Origin of the sequence: Flagellimonas amoyensis, assembly GCF_003058265.1 — a bacterium.
Lineage (GTDB): Bacteria > Bacteroidota > Bacteroidia > Flavobacteriales > Flavobacteriaceae > Flagellimonas > Flagellimonas amoyensis.
Map to the genome: position 1 here is coordinate 44,858 of NZ_QBUK01000008.1, position 23,075 is coordinate 67,932.

General features: G+C 44.8%; 20 protein-coding genes. 4 read left to right on the forward strand and 16 right to left on the reverse strand.

The window, feature by feature from the left end; genetic code table 11:
* The first annotated feature begins 37 nt into the window (after window positions 1-37).
* Window positions 38-1,435: a class II fumarate hydratase gene (gene fumC / locus DB398_RS12025; protein ID WP_108424642.1), complete on the forward strand. Its 1,398-nt coding sequence runs from the start codon at window positions 38-40 to the stop codon at window positions 1,433-1,435.
* A 75-nt stretch (window positions 1,436-1,510) separates the two neighbouring features.
* Here the strand turns inward: fumC and DB398_RS12030 are convergent, their stop codons facing one another.
* Window positions 1,511-2,398, reverse strand: a complete 888-nt coding sequence (locus DB398_RS12030; protein ID WP_108424643.1) for a hypothetical protein — start codon at window positions 2,396-2,398, stop codon at window positions 1,511-1,513.
* A gap of 167 nt (window positions 2,399-2,565) precedes the next feature.
* Between DB398_RS12030 and DB398_RS12035 the strand changes: the two genes are divergently transcribed.
* Window positions 2,566-3,357, forward strand: a complete 792-nt coding sequence (locus DB398_RS12035) for an MBL fold metallo-hydrolase (protein ID WP_108424644.1) — start codon at window positions 2,566-2,568, stop codon at window positions 3,355-3,357.
* 68 nt (window positions 3,358-3,425) lie between these two features.
* Complete coding sequence (locus tag DB398_RS12040; RefSeq protein ID WP_108424645.1) at window positions 3,426-4,094, forward strand: hypothetical protein; 669 nt, start codon at window positions 3,426-3,428, stop codon at window positions 4,092-4,094.
* Window positions 4,095-4,100: 6 nt separating this feature from the next.
* Here DB398_RS12040 and ettA read toward each other — a convergent pair whose 3' ends face one another.
* The 3 genes from ettA to DB398_RS12055 form a co-directional block, all read right to left on the reverse strand.
* Window positions 4,101-5,792 (reverse strand): energy-dependent translational throttle protein EttA, encoded by a 1,692-nt coding sequence (gene ettA / locus DB398_RS12045; protein WP_108424646.1) that lies wholly within the window; start codon window positions 5,790-5,792, stop codon window positions 4,101-4,103.
* Between the two features lie 34 nt (window positions 5,793-5,826).
* Window positions 5,827-6,003: a CAL67264 family membrane protein gene (locus tag DB398_RS18465; RefSeq protein WP_168796318.1), complete on the reverse strand. Its 177-nt coding sequence runs from the start codon at window positions 6,001-6,003 to the stop codon at window positions 5,827-5,829.
* 72 nt (window positions 6,004-6,075) lie between these two features.
* A complete protein-coding gene (locus DB398_RS12055; protein WP_108424647.1) occupies window positions 6,076-7,059 on the reverse strand; it encodes a Gfo/Idh/MocA family protein in 984 nt (327 codons plus the stop codon).
* Between the two features lie 249 nt (window positions 7,060-7,308).
* On the opposite strand from DB398_RS12055, the gene DB398_RS12060 reads away from it, so the two are divergent.
* Window positions 7,309-8,937, forward strand: a complete 1,629-nt coding sequence (locus tag DB398_RS12060; RefSeq protein WP_108424648.1) for an acyl-CoA carboxylase subunit beta — start codon at window positions 7,309-7,311, stop codon at window positions 8,935-8,937.
* A gap of 6 nt (window positions 8,938-8,943) precedes the next feature.
* Here the strand turns inward: DB398_RS12060 and DB398_RS12065 are convergent, their stop codons facing one another.
* The 12 genes from DB398_RS12065 to menD all read right to left on the reverse strand — a co-directional run bounded on the left by DB398_RS12065 (window position 8,944) and on the right by menD (window position 23,026).
* Window positions 8,944-10,290 carry a M24 family metallopeptidase gene (locus DB398_RS12065; RefSeq protein ID WP_108424649.1) on the reverse strand — a complete coding sequence of 449 codons (1,347 nt, stop codon included), beginning with the start codon at window positions 10,288-10,290 and terminating at the stop codon, window positions 8,944-8,946.
* Window positions 10,291-10,356: 66 nt separating this feature from the next.
* Window positions 10,357-11,805, reverse strand: coding sequence for a vWA domain-containing protein (locus tag DB398_RS12070; RefSeq protein WP_159076425.1), 1,449 nt, complete (start codon window positions 11,803-11,805; stop codon window positions 10,357-10,359).
* Between the two features lie 111 nt (window positions 11,806-11,916).
* On the reverse strand, window positions 11,917-12,999 hold the full coding sequence (locus tag DB398_RS12075; protein ID WP_108424651.1) for an AMP-binding protein: 1,083 nt from the start codon (window positions 12,997-12,999) through the stop codon (window positions 11,917-11,919).
* A complete protein-coding gene (locus DB398_RS12080) occupies window positions 12,977-13,915 on the reverse strand; it encodes a CPBP family intramembrane glutamic endopeptidase (protein WP_108424846.1) in 939 nt (312 codons plus the stop codon). Before DB398_RS12080 ends, DB398_RS12075 begins: the two co-directional genes overlap by 23 nt.
* Window positions 13,906-14,958, reverse strand: a complete 1,053-nt coding sequence (gene menC, locus DB398_RS12085; protein ID WP_108424652.1) for an o-succinylbenzoate synthase — start codon at window positions 14,956-14,958, stop codon at window positions 13,906-13,908. Before menC ends, DB398_RS12080 begins: the two co-directional genes overlap by 10 nt.
* Before the next feature lie 80 nt (window positions 14,959-15,038).
* Entirely contained in the window at window positions 15,039-17,000 is a 1,962-nt protein-coding gene (locus DB398_RS12090; RefSeq protein ID WP_108424653.1) for a sensor histidine kinase, read from the reverse strand.
* A 546-nt stretch (window positions 17,001-17,546) separates the two neighbouring features.
* Complete coding sequence (locus tag DB398_RS12095; RefSeq protein ID WP_108424654.1) at window positions 17,547-18,299, reverse strand: LytR/AlgR family response regulator transcription factor; 753 nt, start codon at window positions 18,297-18,299, stop codon at window positions 17,547-17,549.
* Between the two features lie 33 nt (window positions 18,300-18,332).
* On the reverse strand, window positions 18,333-19,241 hold the full coding sequence (gene menA, locus DB398_RS12100) for a 1,4-dihydroxy-2-naphthoate octaprenyltransferase (protein ID WP_108424655.1): 909 nt from the start codon (window positions 19,239-19,241) through the stop codon (window positions 18,333-18,335).
* Between the two features lie 2 nt (window positions 19,242-19,243).
* The gene (locus DB398_RS12105; RefSeq protein WP_108424656.1) at window positions 19,244-19,843 is read right to left on the reverse strand and encodes an SPOR domain-containing protein; all 600 of its coding nucleotides are present in this window, start codon (window positions 19,841-19,843) and stop codon (window positions 19,244-19,246) included.
* A 156-nt stretch (window positions 19,844-19,999) separates the two neighbouring features.
* Complete coding sequence (locus DB398_RS12110) at window positions 20,000-20,830, reverse strand: CvfB family protein (RefSeq protein ID WP_108424657.1); 831 nt, start codon at window positions 20,828-20,830, stop codon at window positions 20,000-20,002.
* 81 nt (window positions 20,831-20,911) lie between these two features.
* A complete protein-coding gene (locus DB398_RS12115; protein WP_108424658.1) occupies window positions 20,912-21,253 on the reverse strand; it encodes a DUF2853 family protein in 342 nt (113 codons plus the stop codon).
* 36 nt (window positions 21,254-21,289) lie between these two features.
* The gene (gene menD / locus DB398_RS12120) at window positions 21,290-23,026 is read right to left on the reverse strand and encodes a 2-succinyl-5-enolpyruvyl-6-hydroxy-3-cyclohexene-1-carboxylic-acid synthase (protein ID WP_108424659.1); all 1,737 of its coding nucleotides are present in this window, start codon (window positions 23,024-23,026) and stop codon (window positions 21,290-21,292) included.
* Window positions 23,027-23,075 lie beyond the last annotated feature (49 nt).

Consider the following 23,075-nt stretch of genomic DNA (forward strand, 5'->3'; position numbering starts at 1 on the left):
CTATCCACTACCTTTGTGGATATAAATTTTTTAGAAAATGAGTTTTAGGATTGAAAAGGATACCATGGGCGAGGTAAAAGTGCCTGCGGACAAATATTGGGGGGCCCAGACCGAGCGTTCCCGCAACAATTTTAAAATTGGACCATCGGCATCCATGCCCTTGGACATTGTTTACGGTTTTGCCTACCTGAAAAAAGCAGCCGCCTACGCCAACCATGAGCTAGGTGTGTTGAGTCAGGAAAAAAGGGACCTTATTGCCCAAGTGTGCGATGAAATCCTGGAGGGCAAGCACGACGACCAATTTCCCTTGGTAATCTGGCAAACGGGTTCTGGTACACAGAGCAACATGAACGTGAACGAGGTCATTGCCAACAGAGCCCATGAAATAGCAGGCAAGAAAATCGGTGAGGGCGAAAAAACAATACAGCCCAACGACGATGTGAACAAGAGCCAATCCTCCAACGATACGTTCCCGACCGGTATGCACATTGCTGCCTATAAAAAGATTGTGGAAGTGACCATTCCCGGTGTGGAGCAACTCAAAAATACCTTGGAGAAAAAGTCCAAGGAGTTCAAAAATGTGGTCAAAATTGGCCGTACCCACCTTATGGATGCCACTCCCCTGACCTTGGGACAGGAATTTTCGGGTTATGTTTCCCAATTGGAACATGGTATCAAGGCACTGAAGAACACCTTGCCACACTTGGGAGAACTTGCGCTTGGTGGAACAGCAGTCGGTACTGGCCTGAACACACCTGAAGGCTACGATGTGCTCGTGGCCAAATATATTGCCCAGTTTACTGGACTTCCTTTTGTGACTGCTGAAAATAAGTTTGAGGCCCTTGCAGCCCACGATGCCATTGTGGAGAGTCATGGTGGTCTGAAACAATTGGCGGTTTCTTTGAACAAAATTGCGAACGATATACGGATGATGGCTTCCGGACCCCGCTCCGGTATTGGAGAAATCATCATCCCTGCCAATGAACCCGGTAGTTCCATTATGCCCGGAAAAGTGAACCCTACCCAATGCGAGGCCATGACCATGGTCTGCGCTCAAGTATTGGGCAACGATGTGGCCATTGCTGTGGGTGGTACCCAAGGGCATTATGAGTTGAACGTGTTCAAACCCATGATGGCTGCAAACATCTTACAATCTGCCGAATTGTTGGGCGACGCTTCTGTGAGTTTTGATGAGAACTGTGCCATAGGCATAGAACCAAACCATGATGTGATCAAGACCTTATTGAACAATTCGTTGATGTTGGTAACTGCCTTGAACACCAAAATTGGTTACTACAAAGCGGCTGAGATTGCCAACACAGCGCACAAGAACGGGACCACGTTGCGTGAAGAGGCCGTCAATTTAGGATATGTTACCTCGGAAGAGTATGACGAATGGGTGCGCCCTGAGGATATGGTGGGTAGCCTGAAATAGTTTTAAAAGACTTTTATCCAAAAAAAAGCCCGTCCAATTGAGGACGGGCTTTTTGCATTTATGGATAGTGTGTAATTATTTCAACTCGAATTTGGAAGTACCCAACAACTTCAATTTGTTGTCATATACATTTACCATATAGTTTCCTTTAGGGAACTCATCACCTGGCTTGTTGATGTAGTCACAAACATCCAAGTTGCTGTTCTCATAGTAGAAATTGGTTCCTTTGCTGTAGGTGATATTGGCACCTTCTTCTGTAGATTTAGTGTAGCTATCTCCCAAAACGTTGCCTTGTGGATCAAGAACCTCGATATAGAATTCTCTGTCACCAGCCTCAGCGATTACGTTATCGGCCACGGTAAAGCATACTTTGAACTTGTCAGTTGCCTTGGCCCTGGAAGTGGATACCAATTTACCACTGTTTCTTTCCCTAACTGCATCCACAGTGAAGCTGGAAAGGCTAAGAGCGGAACCTCTTTCAACAGCATCGGCCAATTGGGTGTTCTGTACCACTAGGGAATCGTTGAAAACAGTCTGTTTTTCCAATTCAGTGAACGTGCTGTCACGTTGCATGGCCAACAAGCTGTTGGACTGTGTCAAGGAATCCACTTGCTTCAACAATTTTTCCCTTTCAGCCTTCAAGACATCCACTTGCCTTCTGTAGCGGGACAAAGAAGCGATATCAGCTTTCATTCCTTGTACAGAATCAATGTACTTTGCAATGTTGTCACGTGCAGCAACCAATTCTTCATTGGTAGCATTGCTTTCCAAAATGGCTTTGTCATACTCAGACTTCAAGTTGTTCAAATCAGAAACAACCAATTCTTTTTCCTGTGTAAGAGCGTCTGTAGTTTTCTTTTTATCCTGGTAAAGACTCACGGTGTATATGATGGTTCCCAAAAGAACCACACCCAACAAACCTGCTATTACCTTCAATCCGTTGTTATTCTTTGTTTCAGTCATAACTTTTTGTATTAATTGATTTCTCGTTTAAGGTTTTTTAATCAATTGTGTTTGGTTTATATACGCTCCAGATTATAATTTGGATTATTAAAGAAAAAAAAACATCAAAAAATCTTCATTACAATGCTTATACCTTAATTTTAGGGTAACATCAATAGCATCACACCATGAAAAAAAGTATCATAGCAATGGTCTTTGCCCTTGGCCTTACCATTGCCTGTAAAGAAAAAGCACCCCAAAAAGAAGAAGCTGCCCAAGTGGAAACCCAAACCGAAGTGGAAACAATGGCCGAAGCGAAGATCATACCCATCGAACACGCCACCGCAGTTTTGGAACTGGGGGATGTTACCTTATATATAGATCCCGTTGGGGGCAAATCCATTTTTGAAGGACAAAAATCACCAGACCTGATCTTGATCACCGACATCCATGGGGACCATTTCAACTTGGAGACCCTTCAAGAACTGGACACGGATGGAGTTACCATAGTGCTCCCTCAAGCCGTTGCCGACCAAATTCCCGGGGATTCAGGTTTAAGCCTGGAAATAATGGGCAATGGTGAGACAAAGGAATTTTCAGGAATTGGCATAGAAGCCATTCCCATGTACAATCTTAGGGAGGAGGCATTGGACTTCCATACCAAAGGTAGGGGCAATGGTTATGTGATCACCTTTGGCGGAGGACGCCTCTATTTTTCTGGGGATACAGAGGATATTCCAGAAATGCGTGCCCTGAAAAATATTGATAAGGCCTTTGTGTGTATGAACTTACCTTATACCATGACCGTGGAAAGTGCCGCCGATGCCGTTCTCGAATTTAAACCCAAAGAGGTATATCCCTATCATTTTAGGGGCAGGCCCGATGTAAGCGATGTGGCCAAGTTCAAAGAGCTTGTCAACCAAGGAAATCCTGACATCAAAGTGGTACAATTGGATTGGTATCCCAACGATGATTTTTGATAGTACGAAATAATCACAAGATTTCACCGTTTACATAACAAACTATTAACCAAATCTAATACTTGATCATGGCTCCCAAATCCCTTGTTCTAGTAGCATTGGCCTTCTTTTTGGCCATACAGGCTACTTACCCCTACCAATGTGACAATTTTTATTCCAAGGTGACCTATGCCCTCAACCATTGCAAAAAAGCAATGGCGGCCACCAATTTTGAGCATCAGATGTACTATGCCGAAAGGGCCTGGGAAGCATTGGAAAATGCCAAATCTTTTATGGATGAGTGTGATTGCGCCAAAACAGAGGACAAAACCATCGATGCGATGGAGACCTTGGACAAGGCCATAGCACCTGCCGACTGGGAAGCCGGTCGCTTCTTTACTAAAAAGGGAATGGCTGAAATCAGTGAACTCATCACCTTTATAGATCAGTGTACTTTGGGGGTTTCAACCACCGCCACTGTTGCTGAGGATGAAGCTACTCCCAGTGTGAAACTTGAAACTGGCAGTGCCAATTCCATGGAACTTGAAATGGTCAAAGTCTTCGAAAAACACGCAAACGACAAGTTACAATCCGCCGAACAGGCCATCCAGAACCTCGTGGAACTGTCTAAAACCATAGGAACTACACCCTTGGGTGGGGATGAAGACCCCAATAGTCTTTCTGCACATCAAAAAGCCTATTTGGACAAAGCCAAAAAACTTTTGGAGACCGGATTAAAAAATATGGGGGGGCAATAAACGTCCCTACCTCGTCAACTTTTTATATTTGATACGCTTGGGCATAATATCCGCACCCAAGCGTTTCTTTTTGTTTTCCTCATAGTCAGAGAAAGAACCTTCAAAGAAGTACACTTGTGAATCGCCTTCAAAGGCAAGGATGTGCGTACAGATCCTATCCAAGAACCATCTGTCGTGAGAAATGATCACCGCACAGCCTGCAAAATTCTCCAGACCTTCTTCCAAGGCCCGAAGTGTGTTCACATCCAAGTCGTTGGTGGGCTCATCCAGAAGCAACACGTTACCTTCTTCTTTCAGGGTCATCGCCAAATGGAGTCGGTTCCTTTCCCCTCCTGAGAGCATGTTCACCTTCTTGTTCTGTTCGCTTCCGGAGAAATTGAAACGGCTGAGATAGGCCCTTGAATTTACTTGCTTCCCTCCCATCATCACCAATTCCTGTCCATCGCTGAAATTTTCCCAGATGGATTTTTCTGGATCGATGTTGGAGTGGCTCTGGTCCACATAGGCCAGCTTGGCTGTATCACCAACAACGAACTCCCCTTTATCAGGTGTTTCCTCGCCCATGATCATCCTGAAAATAGTGGTCTTACCGGCACCGTTGGGGCCAATGATTCCCACAATACCTGCTTGTGGAAGGTTAAAGTTCAAGTCTTCATAGAGCAATTTATCACCGTAAGCTTTGCTTACTCCCTTGGCCTCGATCACATTGGTGCCCAATCTTGGTCCATTGGGGATATAGATTTCCAATTTCTCCTCTACCTGTTTTTGGTCTTGGCTGAGCAATTTGTCGTAGTTGCTCAAACGAGCCTTTTGCTTGGCCTGTCTTCCCTTGGCTCCTTGGCGCACCCATTCCAGCTCTCGTTCCAAAGTTTTTTGACGTTTGGAGGCCTGCTTGCTCTCTTGGGCCAAACGTTTGGCCTTTTGGTCCAACCAGCCTGAATAGTTTCCTTTCCAGGGGATACCTTCTCCCCTGTCCAACTCCAGGATCCATCCGGCCACATTGTCCAAAAAGTAACGGTCGTGGGTAACGGCAATCACTGTTCCTTTATATTGTGCCAAATGGTGCTCCAACCAATGTACGGATTCTGCATCCAAGTGGTTGGTGGGCTCATCCAACAGTAGCACATCGGGTTCCTGTAGCAACAAACGGCACAGGGCCACCCGTCTTCTTTCCCCACCGGACAGCACTCCGATTTTTTTGTCAGATTCGGGAGTGCGGAGCGCATCCATGGCTATTTCCAACTTGGTATCAAGTTCCCAAGCGTTGGACGCATCAATCTGGTCTTGAAGTGCGGCCTGCTTATCCATCAGCTTTTGCATCTTGTCCGGGTCCTCATAGACCTCGGGCAAACCGAACATATCGTTGATCTTATTGTATTCGTCCAAAATGGCAACGGTATCAGCAACACCTTCCTTTACAATTTCCAGAACCGTCTTGCTTTCATCAAGAAGTGGTTCCTGCTCCAAATATCCTACTGTATATCCTGGGGAGAAGACCACATCGCCCTGATAGTTTTTGTCTACCCCAGCAATAATCTTCAGCAAAGTGGATTTACCAGAACCATTGAGACCCAAGATCCCAATTTTGGCTCCATAGAAAAAGCTCAGGTATATATTTTTGAGTACAGGTGTATTGGCCGTTTTATAGGTCTTGGTGACCCCGGACATTGAAAAAATGACCTTTTTATCGTCTGACATTGGTTGTTTTTTTAACTATTAGTGAAAAGAGTGGTCACACACGACCTTTGAGGGCATTGAATACCCATGCGATGGCAAAAAAACCGATACCTACCGCTGCGAAACCATATCCAGCAACTTCATCATATTTGAAGGCACCCAGTGCAATCATTCCCAGTCCTACAAAAATCATGATCCATGTGGCCCAAGCGAGCACCGTGTTCTTGTTCATTCCCATTAGTAATTGTTCTGAAGAAGCCCAAATATCGTAAAAAATGAAATAATGCAAAGACTAAGCCTTGGATTATGTTTCAAAAGGAAAGGTAATTCCACATTTTTCACGCACAGTGTCGAGCAATTCCAATAAATCAAGGCTATTTTGATGCGACCAGAGCTTACTTTCAATCTGTTTGGCCTTGAGACATTTGTTCACTTCCATGATTTCATAGTAGTACCCAATCCCGGTCAATGGCATTGGGAATTCTTCTTCGTCCCCATCTTTGGACAATCTGTACCCATCCGCTTCGTGCCATCTGGAATTTAACAGCAATTCTCCTTCGGTACAAGAAATTTCGGCAATCATGCTAGACCGACTGGTCAATCCAGAATACAAAACCGCGTGTGCCCCGTCGTAATCAAAAATCATACTGGTCTGTAGTTCCGTTCCGTTGGGATGAAAATTGGAAGTGGCCAAAATCTTCTTCGGCATTCCCAACAATAAATAGGAAAGAAAAATAGGATAGATTCCGATGTCCAGTAAAGAACTTGAAGCTAGATTTAGATTCCAAATTCTGGAACTTTCATCCCTGTCCAAGGCATAAAAGGCGAAATCGGCGTGTAGGTAGCAAAGCTTGCCCAGTTCGCCATCATCGATCATTTGCTTTACCTTCTGGATGGTAGGATTAAAACGAGACCACATGGCCTCCATCAAGAAAACATTGTTTCGTTTGGAAGCTGCCACCATCTCCATAACTTCTGCCCTACTTATTCCCAATGGTTTTTCACACAGAATATGTTTCCCGTGTTCCATGGCCATTATGGCCAAATCTTTATGAAAATTATGTGGTGTGGCTATGTAGAGGACGTCTACTTCGGTAGATTGAAACAGTTCTTCATAACTGCCAAAAACGTGTGGCACATCGAACTCATCGGCAAACTCCTGTGCCCTTTTCAAATTTCTTGATCCTACGCTGGTGATTGTAGCATCTTCAACCAATTGCAGGTCCGACGCAAATTTCCTGGCTATTTTTCCTGGGCCCACAACGCCCCATCTGATTTTGCTTTCCATATATGCCAAAAGTAATGATTCCCTACATGCTTTCAGACGTCCAGGTCAATTCGAGTGATTTTTGGAGCGATTGCGAAAAAAATTGTATCGAGAATGTTCATTTTCTCGTATAAACCCTAGTTCTCGATACTTTTTCACAAGTGAAAAAACTCGAACTGACAACTCGCCCCAACAATATATCCCAACAAGCAATAAAGGTTAATTCCTATAACTCCTTATCTTTAGCCGACTAAACGAATTTGGACGAAAATGGACCTTACCTTCAATAAAAACGAAGACCATAATAAACTAAAACTCTCCGAGTTACGAAGAAGACTTGCCGAAGTGAAACTGGGAGGCGGCAAAAAGCGGATTGAAAAACTGCATGCCCAAGGTAAAATGTCGGCCAGGGAGCGCATCGATTATTTGTTGGACAAAAATGCTCCTACAATCGAAATTGGTGCGTTTGCAGGTGATGGCATGTACGCCGAACATGGCGGCTGCCCTTCGGGAGGGGTTGTGGTGAAGGTTGGCTATGTGAAGGGAAAACAATGTGTGGTGGTCGCCAACGATGCCACCGTAAAAGCTGGAGCTTGGTTTCCCATCACAGGAAAGAAGAATTTAAGGGCACAGGAAATTGCCATGGAAAACAAACTGCCCATTATTTACTTGGTGGACAGTGCCGGGGTTTACCTCCCCATGCAAGATGAAATTTTCCCGGACAAGGAACATTTTGGTCGCATTTTCAGAAACAATGCCATCATGAGCAGCATGGGAATTACCCAAATTGCCGCGGTGATGGGAAGTTGTGTGGCCGGTGGTGCCTACTTGCCCATTATGAGTGATGAGGCATTGATCGTGGACAAAACCGGAAGCATCTTTTTAGCAGGAAGTTATCTGGTCAAGGCTGCCATCGGGGAAAGTATTGACAATGAAACGTTGGGCGGCGCCACTACCCATTCCGAAATCAGTGGTGTCACCGATTACAAGGCCAAGGACGATATGGATGCCTTGGACAAGATCAAAAATATTGTAGATAAAATCGGGGATTTTGAAAAAGCCGGTTTCAATCGTGTGGAGGCCAAAAAGCCTACAGAAAATCCAGAGGACATCTATGGTATCCTTCCCGCTTCGCGTACGGACCAATACGATATGTTGGAAATCATCAAACGGTTGGTGGACAATTCCGAATTTGAACAATATAAGGAAGGTTATGGCAAAACCATTCTGACCGGCTACGCCCGAATCGATGGCTGGGCCGTAGGTATTGTGGCCAATCAGCGTAAGGTGGTGAAGACCAAACAAGGCGAAATGCAATTTGGCGGCGTCATCTATTCCGATTCTGCGGACAAGGCCACCCGTTTTATTGCCAATTGTAATCAAAAGAAAATTCCGTTGGTGTTCCTTCAAGATGTTACGGGATTCATGGTGGGTAGTAAAAGTGAACATGGCGGCATCATAAAGGATGGTGCCAAAATGGTGAATGCGGTGAGCAATTCCGTTGTGCCCAAATTTACCATTGTGATAGGCAACAGCTACGGAGCCGGAAATTATGCCATGTGCGGAAAAGCATATGACCCTAGACTGATCGTGGCATGGCCCAGTGCCGAACTTGCTGTAATGAGTGGAAATTCTGCTGCCAAAGTTTTATTGCAAATTGAAAAAGCATCTTTGGAGAAAAATGGGGAGCCCTTGGACCCTGAGAAGGAAAAAGCCCTTTTTGACAAGATCAAACAACGGTATGATGACCAAATTTCACCTTATTATGCCGCAGCCCGATTGTGGACGGACGCGATTATAGATCCTCTTGACACCCGAAAATGGATTTCCATGGGAATCGAAGCGGCCAACCATGCACCCATTGAGAAGCAATTCAATCTGGGTGTGTTGCAGGTGTGACCAACCCTAATTTCCCAATTGTGGTTTGGGTCGGGGAATCAATAGCAATTCGGTCTGCCGCCCGTTTACATAGCGGAAACCTTCCTCTCCATAGAAACCGGGCTCTTCCAGCATAATACGGATATCCCTGTTCCATTCGGGAATATTGACGGTGGCGTTCAACTCAATGGCATATGCAGTATTGGGATTAAGAGGATAGTTTTCGCCATCATCTTTTGCAATACCGCCTTGCGCGTCCCACATTCCGATGGTTGTTCCTGCGGAGTGGCCATAAGTTCCCAAGGGATGGGTATAGATGGAAGGGCGAAGCCCAGTATCCTTGGCCGCCTGAAGGGATTTGGCCAAAATGTCGTTCCCTACCCTACCCTTGATCATATTTTGGGTCAAAAAATCCTGTACGCGATTGCCATCCTTCAAAGCATTGACCAAAAATTGAGGTGCCTCCCTTTCTTCCGGAAGCAAAACATAACCCATTTCCTGACAATCTGTGTTGAGTCTGAGATACGTAATTCCAAAATCGCAATGCAACAAATCCCCAGGAAGGATTACTTTTTCTGCCTCTCCTGCTGAAAAAGAAGTCAAGTGGCTCACCAACCCCTCATTGTTACGCTGAATATCCACTGTGGGATGGAACCAGGTATCCAAACCCAGATCTGTCACTTGTTGGCGCATCCACCATACCACATCGTCCGTAGTGGTGATTCCGGGTGTGATCACTTTTTCAGAAAAGGCCTCGGCCACAATATGGTGTGTGATGTCGGTCAGTTGGGCAAAAATGGCCATTTCCCTTGGGGTACGGGTCTCGATCCAACGAACGGCCAATTGCTCGGCAGAACCTACGCGGGAATGAAATTTTTTAGGAAGGTTGGCCATGAACTCATCATAATCCGTCTTGTCCAAACCATCAGCAATGTTATGGTCTTTTGAAAAATTAAGGCCAATTTTCTTCGGATTGCGCTCTTCTATCAATTGTATCAAGCGTTTCCATTGGTCAGGTTCCTTCTCCTTGTCCCATGCAGAAACAATACTTTCCCCTACATTGTATCGGGCCACTGCCAACTTATCCAAGGTGTTCGTTGCTTTGTTCCGATAAAAAAGAAGGATGGTCCTCCGCCTGGCATTCAACCAAGTGGCAGGAAGCATGGTCCGTATGACTGGGTCTTCATTGTATTCCCTGGAAATGACGATCCACATATCGATATCCGTCTTGTCCATCAATTCGGGGAGCAGATGGTTGAAACGTTCCTCCAAGATTTCGTCCATTACCTTGGCCCGTTCCCTTTCGGGCAGAATTTGTTGAGCGGGAAGAATTGCGGGCAATACAAATAGGATGAGCTGGAAAATACTTCGCATGGTTGATTTTTAGCTGAATTTACAGCTTTTGACAGAAATAAAAAAAGTGCCCTGAGGCACTTTATATTATGCATTTGCATACTTTTTGATCAACCGCACGATCAAGTCGTTTAACTTTTCAACCTCATACTTGGATGTTGTAGGTTTAAGGTGTGGGTTTCCTACACCACTATCATCCGTCAGAAAAACATAGGTTCCATTGGTTGAGATGCTGAAAAACCTCATTAGCATTTCAACAGTTTTGTCCGCACCGCTTGCCACTACCGGGATGATTTTTATACCTTCTTTCTGTGCAATTTTTATTTGTTGATGTATGGTTTCAATGTTTTCTTCCGTCAAATGTGGCGGAGCGTCCAAAAGCAGAAACATCAATCGTGCTCGGGCATTTTCATTCCAAGATTTGGACATGGCTATTTTCATTGCCTTTTCCACGGCTTCCTCATAATCCCCGCCTCCACCGGCATACTGCTTGTTTAAATTCATTTGGGCCTCATTCAAGTTGGAGGTAAAATCAAAATCCTTTACAACATACTCATCACCTTGGTCCCTATAAAAGGTCATCGCTATCCTTTTTTCACCAACGGTATTGTCAATTCTACCAATAATGTCCTTCAGTTCTTCTTTCAAATACTCCATTTCATCCCCCATGGAACCAGTTGCATCAATGGTGAACATAATATCCAAATTGTTGCAGGAGGACAAATCCTCTGTTGAGAAGACTACTTCCTTGACATTGGACTTTATCTTTTTTCCGAACAGTTTATCATTGTGAACCACCTGGACATAGTAATAATCACTGTTGGCATTGCATTCAACGTCCTTGAACAATATGCTTTTGCCAAACACATCGGTTTTCGTGGTCATTTCAGGGGTATTTGCATGTTCATTCGCAGAGTACAAGGAAACCTTGGCATTGTTGACCCCTTTTCCATTTTTATCTTTTACCGTGACAATCAATTTATTTTCAAGGTGAAAGCCCCAATCCTCCTTGATTTTTTGGAATTCTTTTTCACGGATGATTTCCTGCCATTCACCAAAATTTTCAATGTCGTTGATCTCCCCCGCTGTCAAAGTTCCCGACCTATAATTTCCATACACCTTTGAATCTCCTTCTTTTGTAACGGACACCCCCGCAACGCTTCCTCCCAGCACATCGGAAACGGCATAACTTAATGACCTCTCACTTTTTTTGGTGGCATAGCCCATAATCACGACCTCTTCCAATGCTTCGTGGCTCTCTTCCATTTGCACATCCACTGTTTTGCTCTCCCCAATCTTTACTTCCAAGGTTTCAAAACCAATGAAGGAAAAAACCAATGTCTGGTCTTTTTGGGCCACAATACTGTACTGTCCATCAAAATTGGTCTGGGTTCCTTTTGAAGTTCCTTTTACCATCACATTCACTCCGGGAATCGGGGTGTTGGTAGCATCCGTCACCACACCCGAAACCAGATGCTCTTGTGCGGTGACCTGTAGGCTAAACGCCAGCAGAAAAAGTAAAACTTGATTTTTCATAATTGACACGGTTTTTAGATTTACCACTAACCTATCATGAAAAACCATAAGGGAAAATCCAGAATGAGTTATCCCGGACGATGGTAACGTGAACGTAACTTTTGGGTGAGTTTAAAAAGTAATGGCCGCCAGCGTTTTGGAACGATCTATCTTTTTTGTGGATGTCTCAGAAAAAGCGTTTACTACGAAAATTTTCTTGGGAACTTCATATTTGGAAAGGGTTTTGAGGGCTTTGATTTGATTCAGCAGAGTATGTGCCTCAAAGGTTTCAGGTTCGGCTTCCACGACCAGCACCAATTGTGTACCCAAGGTTTCGTCCGGTATTCCTGTAACAAAAAAGCGGGTTTTCAAGATGGCGCCCAACTTGTCCTCAATGACTTCTGGGACCAGTTTAATGCCCCCGGAATTGATGATCGAATCGAATCGTCCCAACCACGTGAACCGATTCGCTGCGACCAGTTCCACCAGATCATTGGTGATGACTTTCTCCTCGGAAATCTTGGGCGCATCAATGATCAAACATCCCCTATCGTCCCTAGTGATGCCAATACCAGGAAGAGTTTCAAAATAAGCCCGCGGCTCAGGGGCAATTTCCTTTACGGCTATATGGGTGATGGTTTCCGTCATGCCATAGGTTTCATAGACCTTTGTGGGGAGCAATCCCAACTGTTGCTTCAATGACACATCAACAGCTGCCCCTCCAATGATCAAGGTGCGCACCCTTGGCAACTGATCCAACGACTTTTGGGCCTGCAAGGGTACCATCGCCACAAAATCATAAGCTTTGCCATTGTTGTCCAAAGGTGTGGACGAGGGTTCCACAACATCCAAATGCAGCCCTAGCACCATGGCCCGGACGAGCATCATTTTTCCGGCAATGCCCGTGGAAGGAAGGCATAAAAGTGCCGTCTGTTTTGGTTTCAATTGAAAATAGGCCGCTGTGGCCATGGCCGAGTTGACCATCTGCTCCTTTTTGAGAGTGATTTTTTTAGGTTTACCTGTAGAACCCGAAGTACTGACATCCAAAGTAGAGGCATCCGATGCCCAGTCCACCAAAAATTCACCCAGAGGAACCTCAAATGGCGCCCCTTCTTTTATCAAGTTGTGACCCATCTCGGAGAGGTCGCCAAAAACCAAAGGAACCCCATTGAACCTGAAATCGGGATGTATGTTATGCCAAATCGGAATCTCCATCGGTCAGTGCTGCAAATTCTTCCTTGCTCAACACGCTTCCAAAAAGCCGGTCCTTCCAGTTTTTCCATTTGTATACTTTGGAGAAAATGAACAGCAATATCGGGAACACAACAAATACGGGCATGATGGCATCCCAGCCCAATGCAGGCTCCGAAACATCCTTGTAAATGGAATTGGTCTGAAATGCGGTCCAATCGGCGGTGACCAGAAGCGCTGTGATGAGATTATTGGCGGCATGAAACCCAAGGGCCAGTTCCAAACCTTCGTCCATAAGGGTCAAAATACCCAAAAAGAATCCCGTTCCAATATAGTAGATGAGTAGGCTGTACCCCAATTTCTCCACTTCCGGATTGGCAATGTGCATCAATCCAAACAAGGTAGATGTGACCACCAAGGGCAACCATCGGTTCCTGACCGCCAGTCCCAATCCTTGCATCATATGTCCACGAAACAAGTATTCCTCAAAACTGGTCTGCAACGGAATCAAAAGGATGGCAATGATGGCCAAAGGGATGAATTTCATCAAATCGAAATTCAATACATAATCCTCGGGAGAAGAATAGATATCGATTCCTGTGAGTACAATCGTGATGACGCCCCAAAGTCCAAAAGCGAAAAAAATCCGCTTCCAATCAATTCGTTTTCTAGAGGTCGTCAATGCCGTTATCGGCTGCTGATGGACCAGTAACGTCCATCCCAAAACCACAAAAAAACCGACCACCAAAGGTGCCAATAGAAAAATCAATACCAGATTTGAACCAAATTGGTCAATGATCTGCTGCATCATCGCCTCAATATCAACGTTCGAATTGACGGTGACAATATAATTGTACACCATAAAACCAATAAAGCCCACCGGAAGCACCAAGTACTTCCAAAGTCCATCATTCCCCTTATATCCTTGTTCTATGTACATATTTCTTTGATTAAATCCATATTCCATTCCTTGGAGGTACCATACACCAATTTTCCGCCAGTCACCTGCAACGGGCTTTCGATATTGTTGGTGTACAAACTCCCCGTTCCCAATCCTTGGGGCATGTTGTTGTTTTGGGTGAATGTCCATTGAGCAATGGCGTTCAGGCCTATGTTGCTTTCCAGTGCACTGGTGATCCACCAATCTATTTGTTGCTTTTCTGCCAATTGTATCCATTGCTGGCTCCCGGAAAAACCGCCCACCAAACTGGGCTTCAATATAATATATTGTGGCTGTATGGTTTGTAGCAATTTTTGCTTTTGTGTTACAGAAAAAATACCGATCAATTCTTCATCCAAAGCGATGGGCAAAGGTGTTTTCTGGCAAAGTTCTGCCATGGCATCCCACTGTCCTTGCCGTATGGGTTGTTCAATAGAATGAATATCGAATACCGACAATTGCTGCAACTTTTCCATGGCTTCTTCCACCGAAAAAGCGCCATTGGCATCTACCCGGAGTTCAATTTCATCTGGAGAAAAGTTGTTTCGGATGGATTTCAGGATGGAAACTTCCTTCTCAAACTCAAGGGCCCCGATCTTCATTTTGATGCAACGGAAACCATCCTTGAGCTTCTGTTCCAGTTGTTGGAGCATATATGTCTCATCACCCATCCAAATGAGTCCATTTATGGAAATAGGTGTCTGTTTTTGGGTGAAATCTGATGGAAAAAGTTCAAAAGGGTCATTGGCCGCCACCGAAAGAAAAGCCTGCTCCAGACCAAATTGGATGGAAGGATATTCCGTCAATGCGTCCAGCAATGGTTCCAGGCCCAAATGGATGTTCTTGCAGGTCCATGCCAGTTTTTGCTCGTAATCGGGCACATCATCAATACTGAGTCCCCTCAAAATACCGCACTCCCCTATGCCAAAGCGACCATCATCCCAGAGCACCAAAAACCAGGTTTCCTTCTGGGTCAGTACCCCACGCGAGGTTCCACTGGGGACTTTAAAATCAAGGGTGTACTTCGTGTAGCTTGCTTCCATGGAATGGTACCAAATGTAACCATATTTTGAATTTTGGCTACCATCATCGGACCCGTTAATCGCCGGAAAACAAAAAGAATTTAACTGAAATGGAACCAGAAACGAACTCCTTCGCTATCCCGATCAATGTTCAGTTTGGACTGGAGCTGGTTCACCAAGCGGTTCATCAAACGGATTCCCATGGAAGAATGTGCGCGCTCCTCTGCATCTTCGGGAAGTCCCACCCCATTATCCGTATATTCAAAATAGCCTTGGTCGCCATTCTTACGCAAATGGATGTAAATCTTTCCATTGTCGTCGTTTTCCGGGAAAGCATACTTGAAGGAATTGGAAACGAGCTCGTTCAAGATCAGTCCAAAAGGAATGGCTCGGTCAATATCCAACTCGGTCCCCTCCGCATCAATGGTGATGGTGATGTTGTGCCCTCCTTTTTTGTAAACGGACTGCACACTGTTGATCAAACTTTCGATGTACCCTTGCATTTCTATCACTGAAAGGTCATCGTTCTGATATAGTTTTTGATGGATCAATGCCATGGCCTTGACCCTGCTCTTCCCTTCTTCCAAGGCCTCTATGGCCGCCTTGCTACGCGTGTTCTTGGTCTGTAGGCTCAACAGACTGGACACCATTTGCAGGTTGTTCTTCACCCTATGGTGTATTTCTTTCAACAAGGAATCCTTCTCTATCAGTGCATTCTCAATGATATGCTTTTGCTCGGAGATCAGACGTTGGTTCTTGATACTTTTCAGATAGGCATAGACCAGTCCAACGAATCCCAATAAGGTGAATATCAATGAAACGAACACGAGGTTGTTCCGCTCGTCCTTGGCCTTCATATCGCTGCGCACCTGTTCGTTGATCCGCTTCTGCTCATCAATGAGACGTTGGGAATTCTGAAGGTCTTCATTGGCCACGATGGTGACCAGTTGCTGTTTGATGAGTGCCGATTGCTTTTGCGCCAAGGAATCCTTTATCCGCTCGTTGCGCTTATAGTAAATGGTGGCATTCTTGAAGTTCTCCACTCTATCATAAAAAGCGGCCAACAAGCTGTTTCGCTCAATGGTCTGTAGGATGTTGATGTCCTCAAAGTCAATGTCCAGGTATTTTTTTGCTGCATTGAAACGCTCCAGTTGCAGATTGGCTTGGGCCAAGCACAAGGTGTTGTCAATGATTTCGCTTTTGTGGCTGTTTTTGGAAGATGCTTCCAAGGCCTCTATACTTTCTTCAAGAAGGGGAATGGCAGTTTCGTACTCTCCCATCATCACGTGGCACTTGGCAATGTTCCCTTCGATTTCAGCTTTGAGGAGTTCGCTCTCAAAAATATCCTGCTCACTTTTTTGGGTAGAAATGTCATTGAGGTACACCTCCAAATAAGCCTTTGCTTTTTTCAGCTCGCTCAAGGCGGTCGGGGCCGAATCGTCCAATCGCAAATAGTTGCCCACTTTGCTGTGGTATTGGGCCAGTTTGTAGGTTTCGTTGTCCGCAATGGTGGGCTTTACCTCCATGATGTACTGGTCCCTTGCCTTACGGTAGAGGCCCAGATTGCTGTAGATATCATAGAAAGATACGTTCTCGGTGATGCCCAATTCCCGCTTTTCTTTACGGATTTCTATCTGTTTGTCGTACATCTGGAGATGGGCGTAGTTGTTGTCCAGCACATCCAGGACTATTTTGTGGAGGTCCATCTCCAAGGAATCCTTGTCCTCGTGCAGTTCCTTTGCCAGTGCAATACTCTTGTCATATTCGCCCAGATCATTGTACAACTGGGCCTCCATCACTTTGTAGAGCCTTGTGGCAACAGAATCGTTGGTCTTTTGGGAATTGGCCAGATATACTTTGACGGTATCCAGCCAATCGTAGGCCGAATTCACATTGTATCTGTTGACCGAATTGAAGAAAACCTCGAACCTTTGTGAAGGGCTGCCAACAGCTTCAAATTCCTTCAACGCACTCTGCTCACCACCGCTTAGGTTTTGAGCCGATATGCTGGAAAGAAAAACAAAATATATCGCGGTGAATAAAAATCTTACGTAACGTCCCATTAATTTAACTGATACGGAAGCCCAAGGACAATCCCCCGGCTCCATAAATTTGTGCCCTTTTTATATCTCTTTTCCCCCTAAAAACCTATGGTATTTCAGCAATGCACTGGGCACGACCGAAAACTAGTATGGGGTATATAGAGAACGTCAGTTTAGCTTCAAAATTAAATCCAAACCAAAAGACTTGTCCAGTATTGTTGTGAAATAGGCATTTTCTGTTGTGAAAAGACATATCGTGTATGTGAAGTGGTAGTTTGCCGATGTTTTGTGCATTTCATGGAATCGACCAATGAAAACAAGACCTCCAAAACTAAAAAAGGCCTTGCTTTTTACCACAAGACCCTTTTACGAGAACACTATATGAAAATGAAAAAATTACTTTCTGATTATTACACTGCTAAAGTACAGCCGATGTCCCCTGTTCCAAAAACATTGTTGTGAACGTTCCAAAAGTTGTGGTCATCTGGATGAATTGGATATACGGCATAAAAAAAGTGCCCCAAAAGAGGCACTCCTATGTTTTTGTATCCTATGGATTTAAAAGGATTAGCTGTTCATTGATGAAAGGATGAATTCCTTAAAGTCCTTGGAAATCGGAATCAGATTATTGTTGATCACCACATCCTTGGAATTGATGGCGTCGATATGGTCCACGTTCACGATGTAGGACTTGTGTGCCCTGTAAAACTTGTTGCCTGGCAGTTTTTCCAGATAATCCTTCAACGGGGAACGCACCAAGAATTTTTTGTCGGCCGTGTTTACTTCCAGATATACGTTGTCCGCTTTGATGAACTGGATATCACTGAACTGGATCCTATAGTACAGATGTTGTTTTTTTACGAAGATGGAATCCTTCAGCACGGAATTGGAAGTAAAGCTCTCTCCCACATCATCAAGGTCCCTGTTCGCATCCTTTTTGTTATAGTTGAAATTGGACAAGGCTATCTCAATGGAAGTGTACAGGTCCTGTTGCTCAAAGGGTTTTACCAAATAACCATCTGGTTTCACCGTCTTCGCATTTTCCACTGTGGCCCTATCGGAGTTGGAGGTCACAAATATGAACGGGATGTTGTAGGCCTCCCTGATGTGCTTTCCAAGGTCTATCCCAGTCTTGTCCGATGCCAAGATGATATCGATCAACACCAAATCCACATGGTTGTTCTTCAACACGTCAACGGCCTGCTCGTACACAATCACATTGTCCACGATTTCATAGCCGATTTCCTCAAGCATGGACTGCATATCATCTGCTATGATGACATTGTCCTCTACGATCAAAATTCTAATTGGATGTTCCAAGCTCCCTAAAGTTTATCTGGTTGTTAATCAAATTTACGAAAAAATATTGATTGCGGAAAAGAAGAGTATGGCAAGCAGAAAAGAACTGAGTGCCAATTTTTTAAGCTCTCCATCAAGCTGTCCTGGATCGTGTGTTTTCAGCACTTTTGCCAGGTGTGTCAAAATAGGTACAAAGGCCAACATAAAATACCCTTGCTTCCAACTCAACCCCTCCACTACAATATAGCACAGAAAGCACAAAAAGGCAATGGCCATGAGTAGAAAATGGTATCGTTTCCCATTCTCAAACCCCATTTTCACCACCAAAGTGATTTTCCCATGTTTCTTATCGGACACCACATCCCTGAGATTGTTCAGGTTGAGTACACCCACACACAGCAGTCCCAACCCGATTGCGGGCAAAAATGAATGCCAATCCAACGTTTTTGTGTACAGGAACATACTGCCCAAAACGCCCAACAATCCAAAAAACAGAAATACATAAAGGTCTCCCAATCCCCTGTAACCATAGGGTTTGGACCCCATGGTATATTTGATGGCGGCCCAAATGCTCATGGCGCCCAGCAGGAAAAAAATACCGACGTAGGCCAGATTTTCCAACCCAAACGCCCTGTAAATCAAAACGATGGCGAAAATCATGGATATCGCTATGGATACGATGATGCCCTTTTTGAGTGCCGCTCTAGAAAGGAGACCACTTTGCAGTACCCTTTGCGGTCCTATCCTGTCCTCGTTATCGGTGCCCTTTACCCCGTCACCATAGTCATTGGCAAAATTGGAAGTCACCTGAAAACCTACGGTGGTCAATAGTGCAAGTATAAATATATCCAGTTCAAAAAATCCTTGTTTGGCCGCCATTGCAGTGCCCACAATAATTCCCGAGAGGGAAAGTGGAAGGGTCCGCAATCTAGCGGCCCGCACCCAAGTCTTTGTTTTTCCCAATACTAAAAAGGTTCTTCTATCTTAATCCTTTTTCCGTCCTGGTACGATGCCACAAAGGCATCCTTGAAACCCATCTGCACCAAAAATTCCCTAAATTTTTGTGCCTCTTCCAAGGTTTCATAATTCCCTAATGAATAAGCGTAGAAGGGATTCGTCTTCACAAAAAGGGTATTGGTGAGTGCCTCTGAGGCGAGGGTGACATTGTTGTCCACGAACGATTTTACCTGAACGGAGTAAATCTTTTCCTTATTGAGAAACTCCTTGGCCAGATAAAATTCTTTCACCAGACTGAGTTCTTGGTTCTGGACCTTCAGGTTGTCTATTCTGTTCTTTATGGCATCCAGACTGTCTATAGAGACCAAAAGGTTGTTTTGGTTCTCAAAGGATTGCTTGGTGCTGAGCCCTGCTGTAAAAGAAGTAATGGCCAATATGCCGATGACGAACAGCCCTACAAAGCCCAAAAGGATATTCCTTTGCAACTTCAATTTACGGAGGTCTTTGTTCTTGTATTTTATCTGGTCCAGCAATCTTTCATTGATGATCTGGGCCTTATCTATGTCCTTATGTAGATCCAACAAATCGCTTTCTTCAATAAAAGGCATATTGTCAAGGGGTTATAAATTATCAGCTAGGCTAATAACGTAGTTGTCAATAAGTTAATTGGTATATCTACAAATGTAAAATTTTTAGGGAAAGAAAAAAACTTAGTGGTATGAAATTAATGTCAAAAAGAGATAAATGTCAATTGCCCGGCCTATTTATAGCAAATGGATGCCATCGTCCTGAATATTGATCTTACGCTGTCTGTAGAGAATACCCACTCCTTTTTTAAATGCCTTTTTACTCAAATGAAGGGTTTTTTGGATTTCTTCGGGCGAAGATTTATCATGCAAGGGCAAAAAGCCATTGTTTTCCTGCAACTTATCATAGATGATCTTTGCGGTGGGTTCCAACATTTTGGCGCCAATGGGCTGTAGGGAAACATCTATTTTGTGGTCGTCGCGAACGTTTTTCACAAACCCCTTCAAACGGTCACCAATTGAAATCGGTTTGAAGATGTCACTGTCAAAAATGAGCCCTTTGTGTTTGTTGTCCACGATCACTTCCCAACCCAAAGGGGTTTTGCGAAGTACCAACAGATCTACCTCGGCGTTGGTTTCATAATCGGCCCCACTATTGGTCAAGAATTTTTCCACCCGACTGGAACCGGTCAACCGCATGCTCTCTTCATCCAAATAGCAATGCACCACATACTTCTTTCCGGCTTCCATGCGTTGGGTCTGTTCCCTAAAGGGAACAAGCAGGTGCTTCTCCAGCCCCCAATCCATAAACGCACCATATGTGCCTACTTCGGCAACCTTCAAAAAGGCAAATCCATTTCGGGTAACATAAGGCGTAAAGGTCGTGGCCACAGGGCGCTCGCTATTGTCCAAATAGCAGAAGACCTCCAATTCCATGTCGATTTCGAAGTCCTCAGGCACATATTTGTTCGGCAGGAGGATCTCGGTGCCTTCATCATCGCCCAAAAAAAGGCCCACACTCGTGCTACGGAGCACTTTTAGGGTGTTATGGTTTCCCAGTTTTATCATAGGACAAAGGTAGATGGAATTTGTGGGTATAAAAAAAGCTGCCCCAAAAGAGCAGCTAAATTTATGCAGTTTTGTATCATTCTAATTATAAGCGGATTGCTTTCCAAAATGCTTCGCCAACATATAATAGATAACGGCCCGTTGTTTGTTCTTCTCAGATTGGCCATATTTCTCGATCACACTGTTGATGGCATCCATCAGGGCCGGACCATCGGCAAGGCCCAATTTCTTGATCAGGAAATTGTTTTTCACCGTTTCCAGTTCCTTGTCATCCGATCCGGAAACTTTGGAAGCATCCAAATTGTATATGGCCGGGCCTAGGCCTACGGTTACCTTGGTCAACAAATCCATATCCGGGGTTTCCCCAAATTTGGTCTTGATGTCCTCTGCGTATTTTTCAATGAGTTCGTCTCTTCTGCTCATAATCGATCAGTGTCTTTGTGGATTTATAGTTATGGTCTAAGATATAAAATCGAAATAGTCGAGCAAAATTTTATTGTTCAGCTCCCGTGGAGTATTGATTTCCAAAATCTTGGGCCTGTCAGATTTCATATAAAAATGTTCAAGGCCGTCCATCAATTCTTTTTTGTCCGAAACCTGATGGTATTCAAAACCATACATCTTTGCCAAATGTTCCGCATTGAGTCGGTGCTGGGTTTCAAAAAAAGTATTGAACTCATTGGTGTCCTCTTTCCCCGGAAGGATCCTAAAAATGCCCCCTCCTCCATTATTGACGATGATGATCCTAAAATCGGAACGGATATGGTTGTTCCAAAGGGCATTGCTATCATACAGAAAGCTCAGATCCCCAGTGATCAACAAAGTTGGACTCTCACTGTGAACAGAGGCCCCTACGGCCGTGGACGTACTTCCGTCAATCCCACTGGTGCCCCTATTGCAGAACACTTTCAAGGATGGGTGCATGGGGAACAATTGGGCATAACGGACCGTGGAGCTGTTCGCCAGATGCACCTGATATCCTTGGGGTATGTGCTTTATCACTTCATCAAAAACCATAAAATCCGAGAAGGGAATCTGTTCCAAGTAAGCGGCCCTACCCTTTTCGTAGGCAGCTTTGGCTTGTTCCCAGGTCCTTTTATAGGCACTTTCCGTTTCCGAAGGGACAAGGATATGCTTTAGAAAGGTATTGGGTTGTTCCCTCACATGCTCCGTGAGGCAAAAAAAGGTATCGTATGCGGTTTTAGGGTCGATATGCCAATGGACCTTCGGCTGGAACTTGCGCAGAAACGCCTTGATCTTTTTGGAAACGATCATCCCGCCAAAAGTAAGGAGCACATCGGGCTGGAGCGCTTTGAAAAGTTCCTCCCTGTCCGATGATTTTTCAATCGGGGCAATGATGCTGTCAATGCTGGGAAAAAATTCGGGATGGTGTAAGTTGGAGGTCGTTTCGGTAAATACCAACGTATGGCCGTCCTTTGCCAAGGCTTCCAACACCTCCTGATCTATGGTATTGGGCTGGTCCACCCCCACCAAGACCATTTTCCGGGGACTGCTGTTCCAAACAGAGGCAAACTTGCCATAATCCACCCCTCCAGATGTTTCCATAATATTTTCTCCCGACACCGAGATCTGCACCGTTGGTTGGTCCAACAGGCCATATAGCGGTTCTTCAAACGGAATATTGATGTGCACTGGCGATTTCTCCGCAAATGCTACTCGAAATGCCTTGGCCAATTCGTTTTCGTTGTAGACTTGGACCTCTTCCTGGGTATCCACTAAAAGGTCTTTGCCCAATGTAGAGACCGAACCCTTTGCATGGGAAATGTCCTGCTTCAGATTGGCAGAATACCCGATGTGCTTTTCCAGTACATTGGCCTGCCTGATGGTCTGGCCGTCCCCAATATCGATTCGGTAACTTGGCCTATCCGCCGAAACGACGACCAAGGGAACATCGCTGTAAAAAGCCTCGGCCACTGCCGGATAGTAATTGAGTAATGCACTGCCCGATGTGCAGACCACCGCAACGGGTTCCTGCAATTGCTGGGCCATGCCAAAGGCAAAAAAAGCGGCACAGCGCTCATCCACAATACTATAACAGGTAAAAAATGGATGCTTGGTGAAACCGATGGTCAACGGTGCGTTCCTTGAACCGGGGGAAATCACTATATGTTTGATTCCCTTGGACTTAAAATACAGAACCAATGTTTGTGCGGCGGGAATATTGGAGTACATCATGGAGCACAAAAATACGCTTGAAAATGGGATTCCCCTAAAAACTGGGGCA

What these genes read in the sequence shown, in the direction of transcription:
- fumC (WP_108424642.1), top strand. Translation starts at nt 38, where the DNA reads ATGAGTTTTAGGATTGAAAAGGATACCATGGGCGAGGTAAAAGTGCCT.
- ettA (WP_108424646.1), bottom strand. Translation starts at nt 5,792, where the DNA reads ATGTCAGACGATAAAAAGGTCATTTTTTCAATGTCCGGGGTCACCAAG.
- DB398_RS12075 (WP_108424651.1), bottom strand. Translation starts at nt 12,999, where the DNA reads ATGGAGATTCCGATTTGGCATAACATACATCCCGATTTCAGGTTCAAT.
- DB398_RS12055 (WP_108424647.1), bottom strand. Translation starts at nt 7,059, where the DNA reads ATGGAAAGCAAAATCAGATGGGGCGTTGTGGGCCCAGGAAAAATAGCC.
- DB398_RS12040 (WP_108424645.1), top strand. Translation starts at nt 3,426, where the DNA reads ATGGCTCCCAAATCCCTTGTTCTAGTAGCATTGGCCTTCTTTTTGGCC.
- DB398_RS12070 (WP_159076425.1), bottom strand. Translation starts at nt 11,805, where the DNA reads ATGAAAAATCAAGTTTTACTTTTTCTGCTGGCGTTTAGCCTACAGGTC.
- DB398_RS12080 (WP_108424846.1), bottom strand. Translation starts at nt 13,915, where the DNA reads ATGTACATAGAACAAGGATATAAGGGGAATGATGGACTTTGGAAGTAC.
- DB398_RS12115 (WP_108424658.1), bottom strand. Translation starts at nt 21,253, where the DNA reads ATGAGCAGAAGAGACGAACTCATTGAAAAATACGCAGAGGACATCAAG.
- menC (WP_108424652.1), bottom strand. Translation starts at nt 14,958, where the DNA reads ATGGAAGCAAGCTACACGAAGTACACCCTTGATTTTAAAGTCCCCAGT.
- DB398_RS12065 (WP_108424649.1), bottom strand. Translation starts at nt 10,290, where the DNA reads ATGCGAAGTATTTTCCAGCTCATCCTATTTGTATTGCCCGCAATTCTT.
- DB398_RS12110 (WP_108424657.1), bottom strand. Translation starts at nt 20,830, where the DNA reads ATGATAAAACTGGGAAACCATAACACCCTAAAAGTGCTCCGTAGCACG.
- DB398_RS12090 (WP_108424653.1), bottom strand. Translation starts at nt 17,000, where the DNA reads ATGGGACGTTACGTAAGATTTTTATTCACCGCGATATATTTTGTTTTT.
- DB398_RS12035 (WP_108424644.1), top strand. Translation starts at nt 2,566, where the DNA reads ATGAAAAAAAGTATCATAGCAATGGTCTTTGCCCTTGGCCTTACCATT.
- DB398_RS12030 (WP_108424643.1), bottom strand. Translation starts at nt 2,398, where the DNA reads ATGACTGAAACAAAGAATAACAACGGATTGAAGGTAATAGCAGGTTTG.
- DB398_RS12105 (WP_108424656.1), bottom strand. Translation starts at nt 19,843, where the DNA reads ATGCCTTTTATTGAAGAAAGCGATTTGTTGGATCTACATAAGGACATA.
- menD (WP_108424659.1), bottom strand. Translation starts at nt 23,026, where the DNA reads ATGATGTACTCCAATATTCCCGCCGCACAAACATTGGTTCTGTATTTT.
- DB398_RS18465 (WP_168796318.1), bottom strand. Translation starts at nt 6,003, where the DNA reads ATGAACAAGAACACGGTGCTCGCTTGGGCCACATGGATCATGATTTTT.
- DB398_RS12060 (WP_108424648.1), top strand. Translation starts at nt 7,309, where the DNA reads ATGGACCTTACCTTCAATAAAAACGAAGACCATAATAAACTAAAACTC.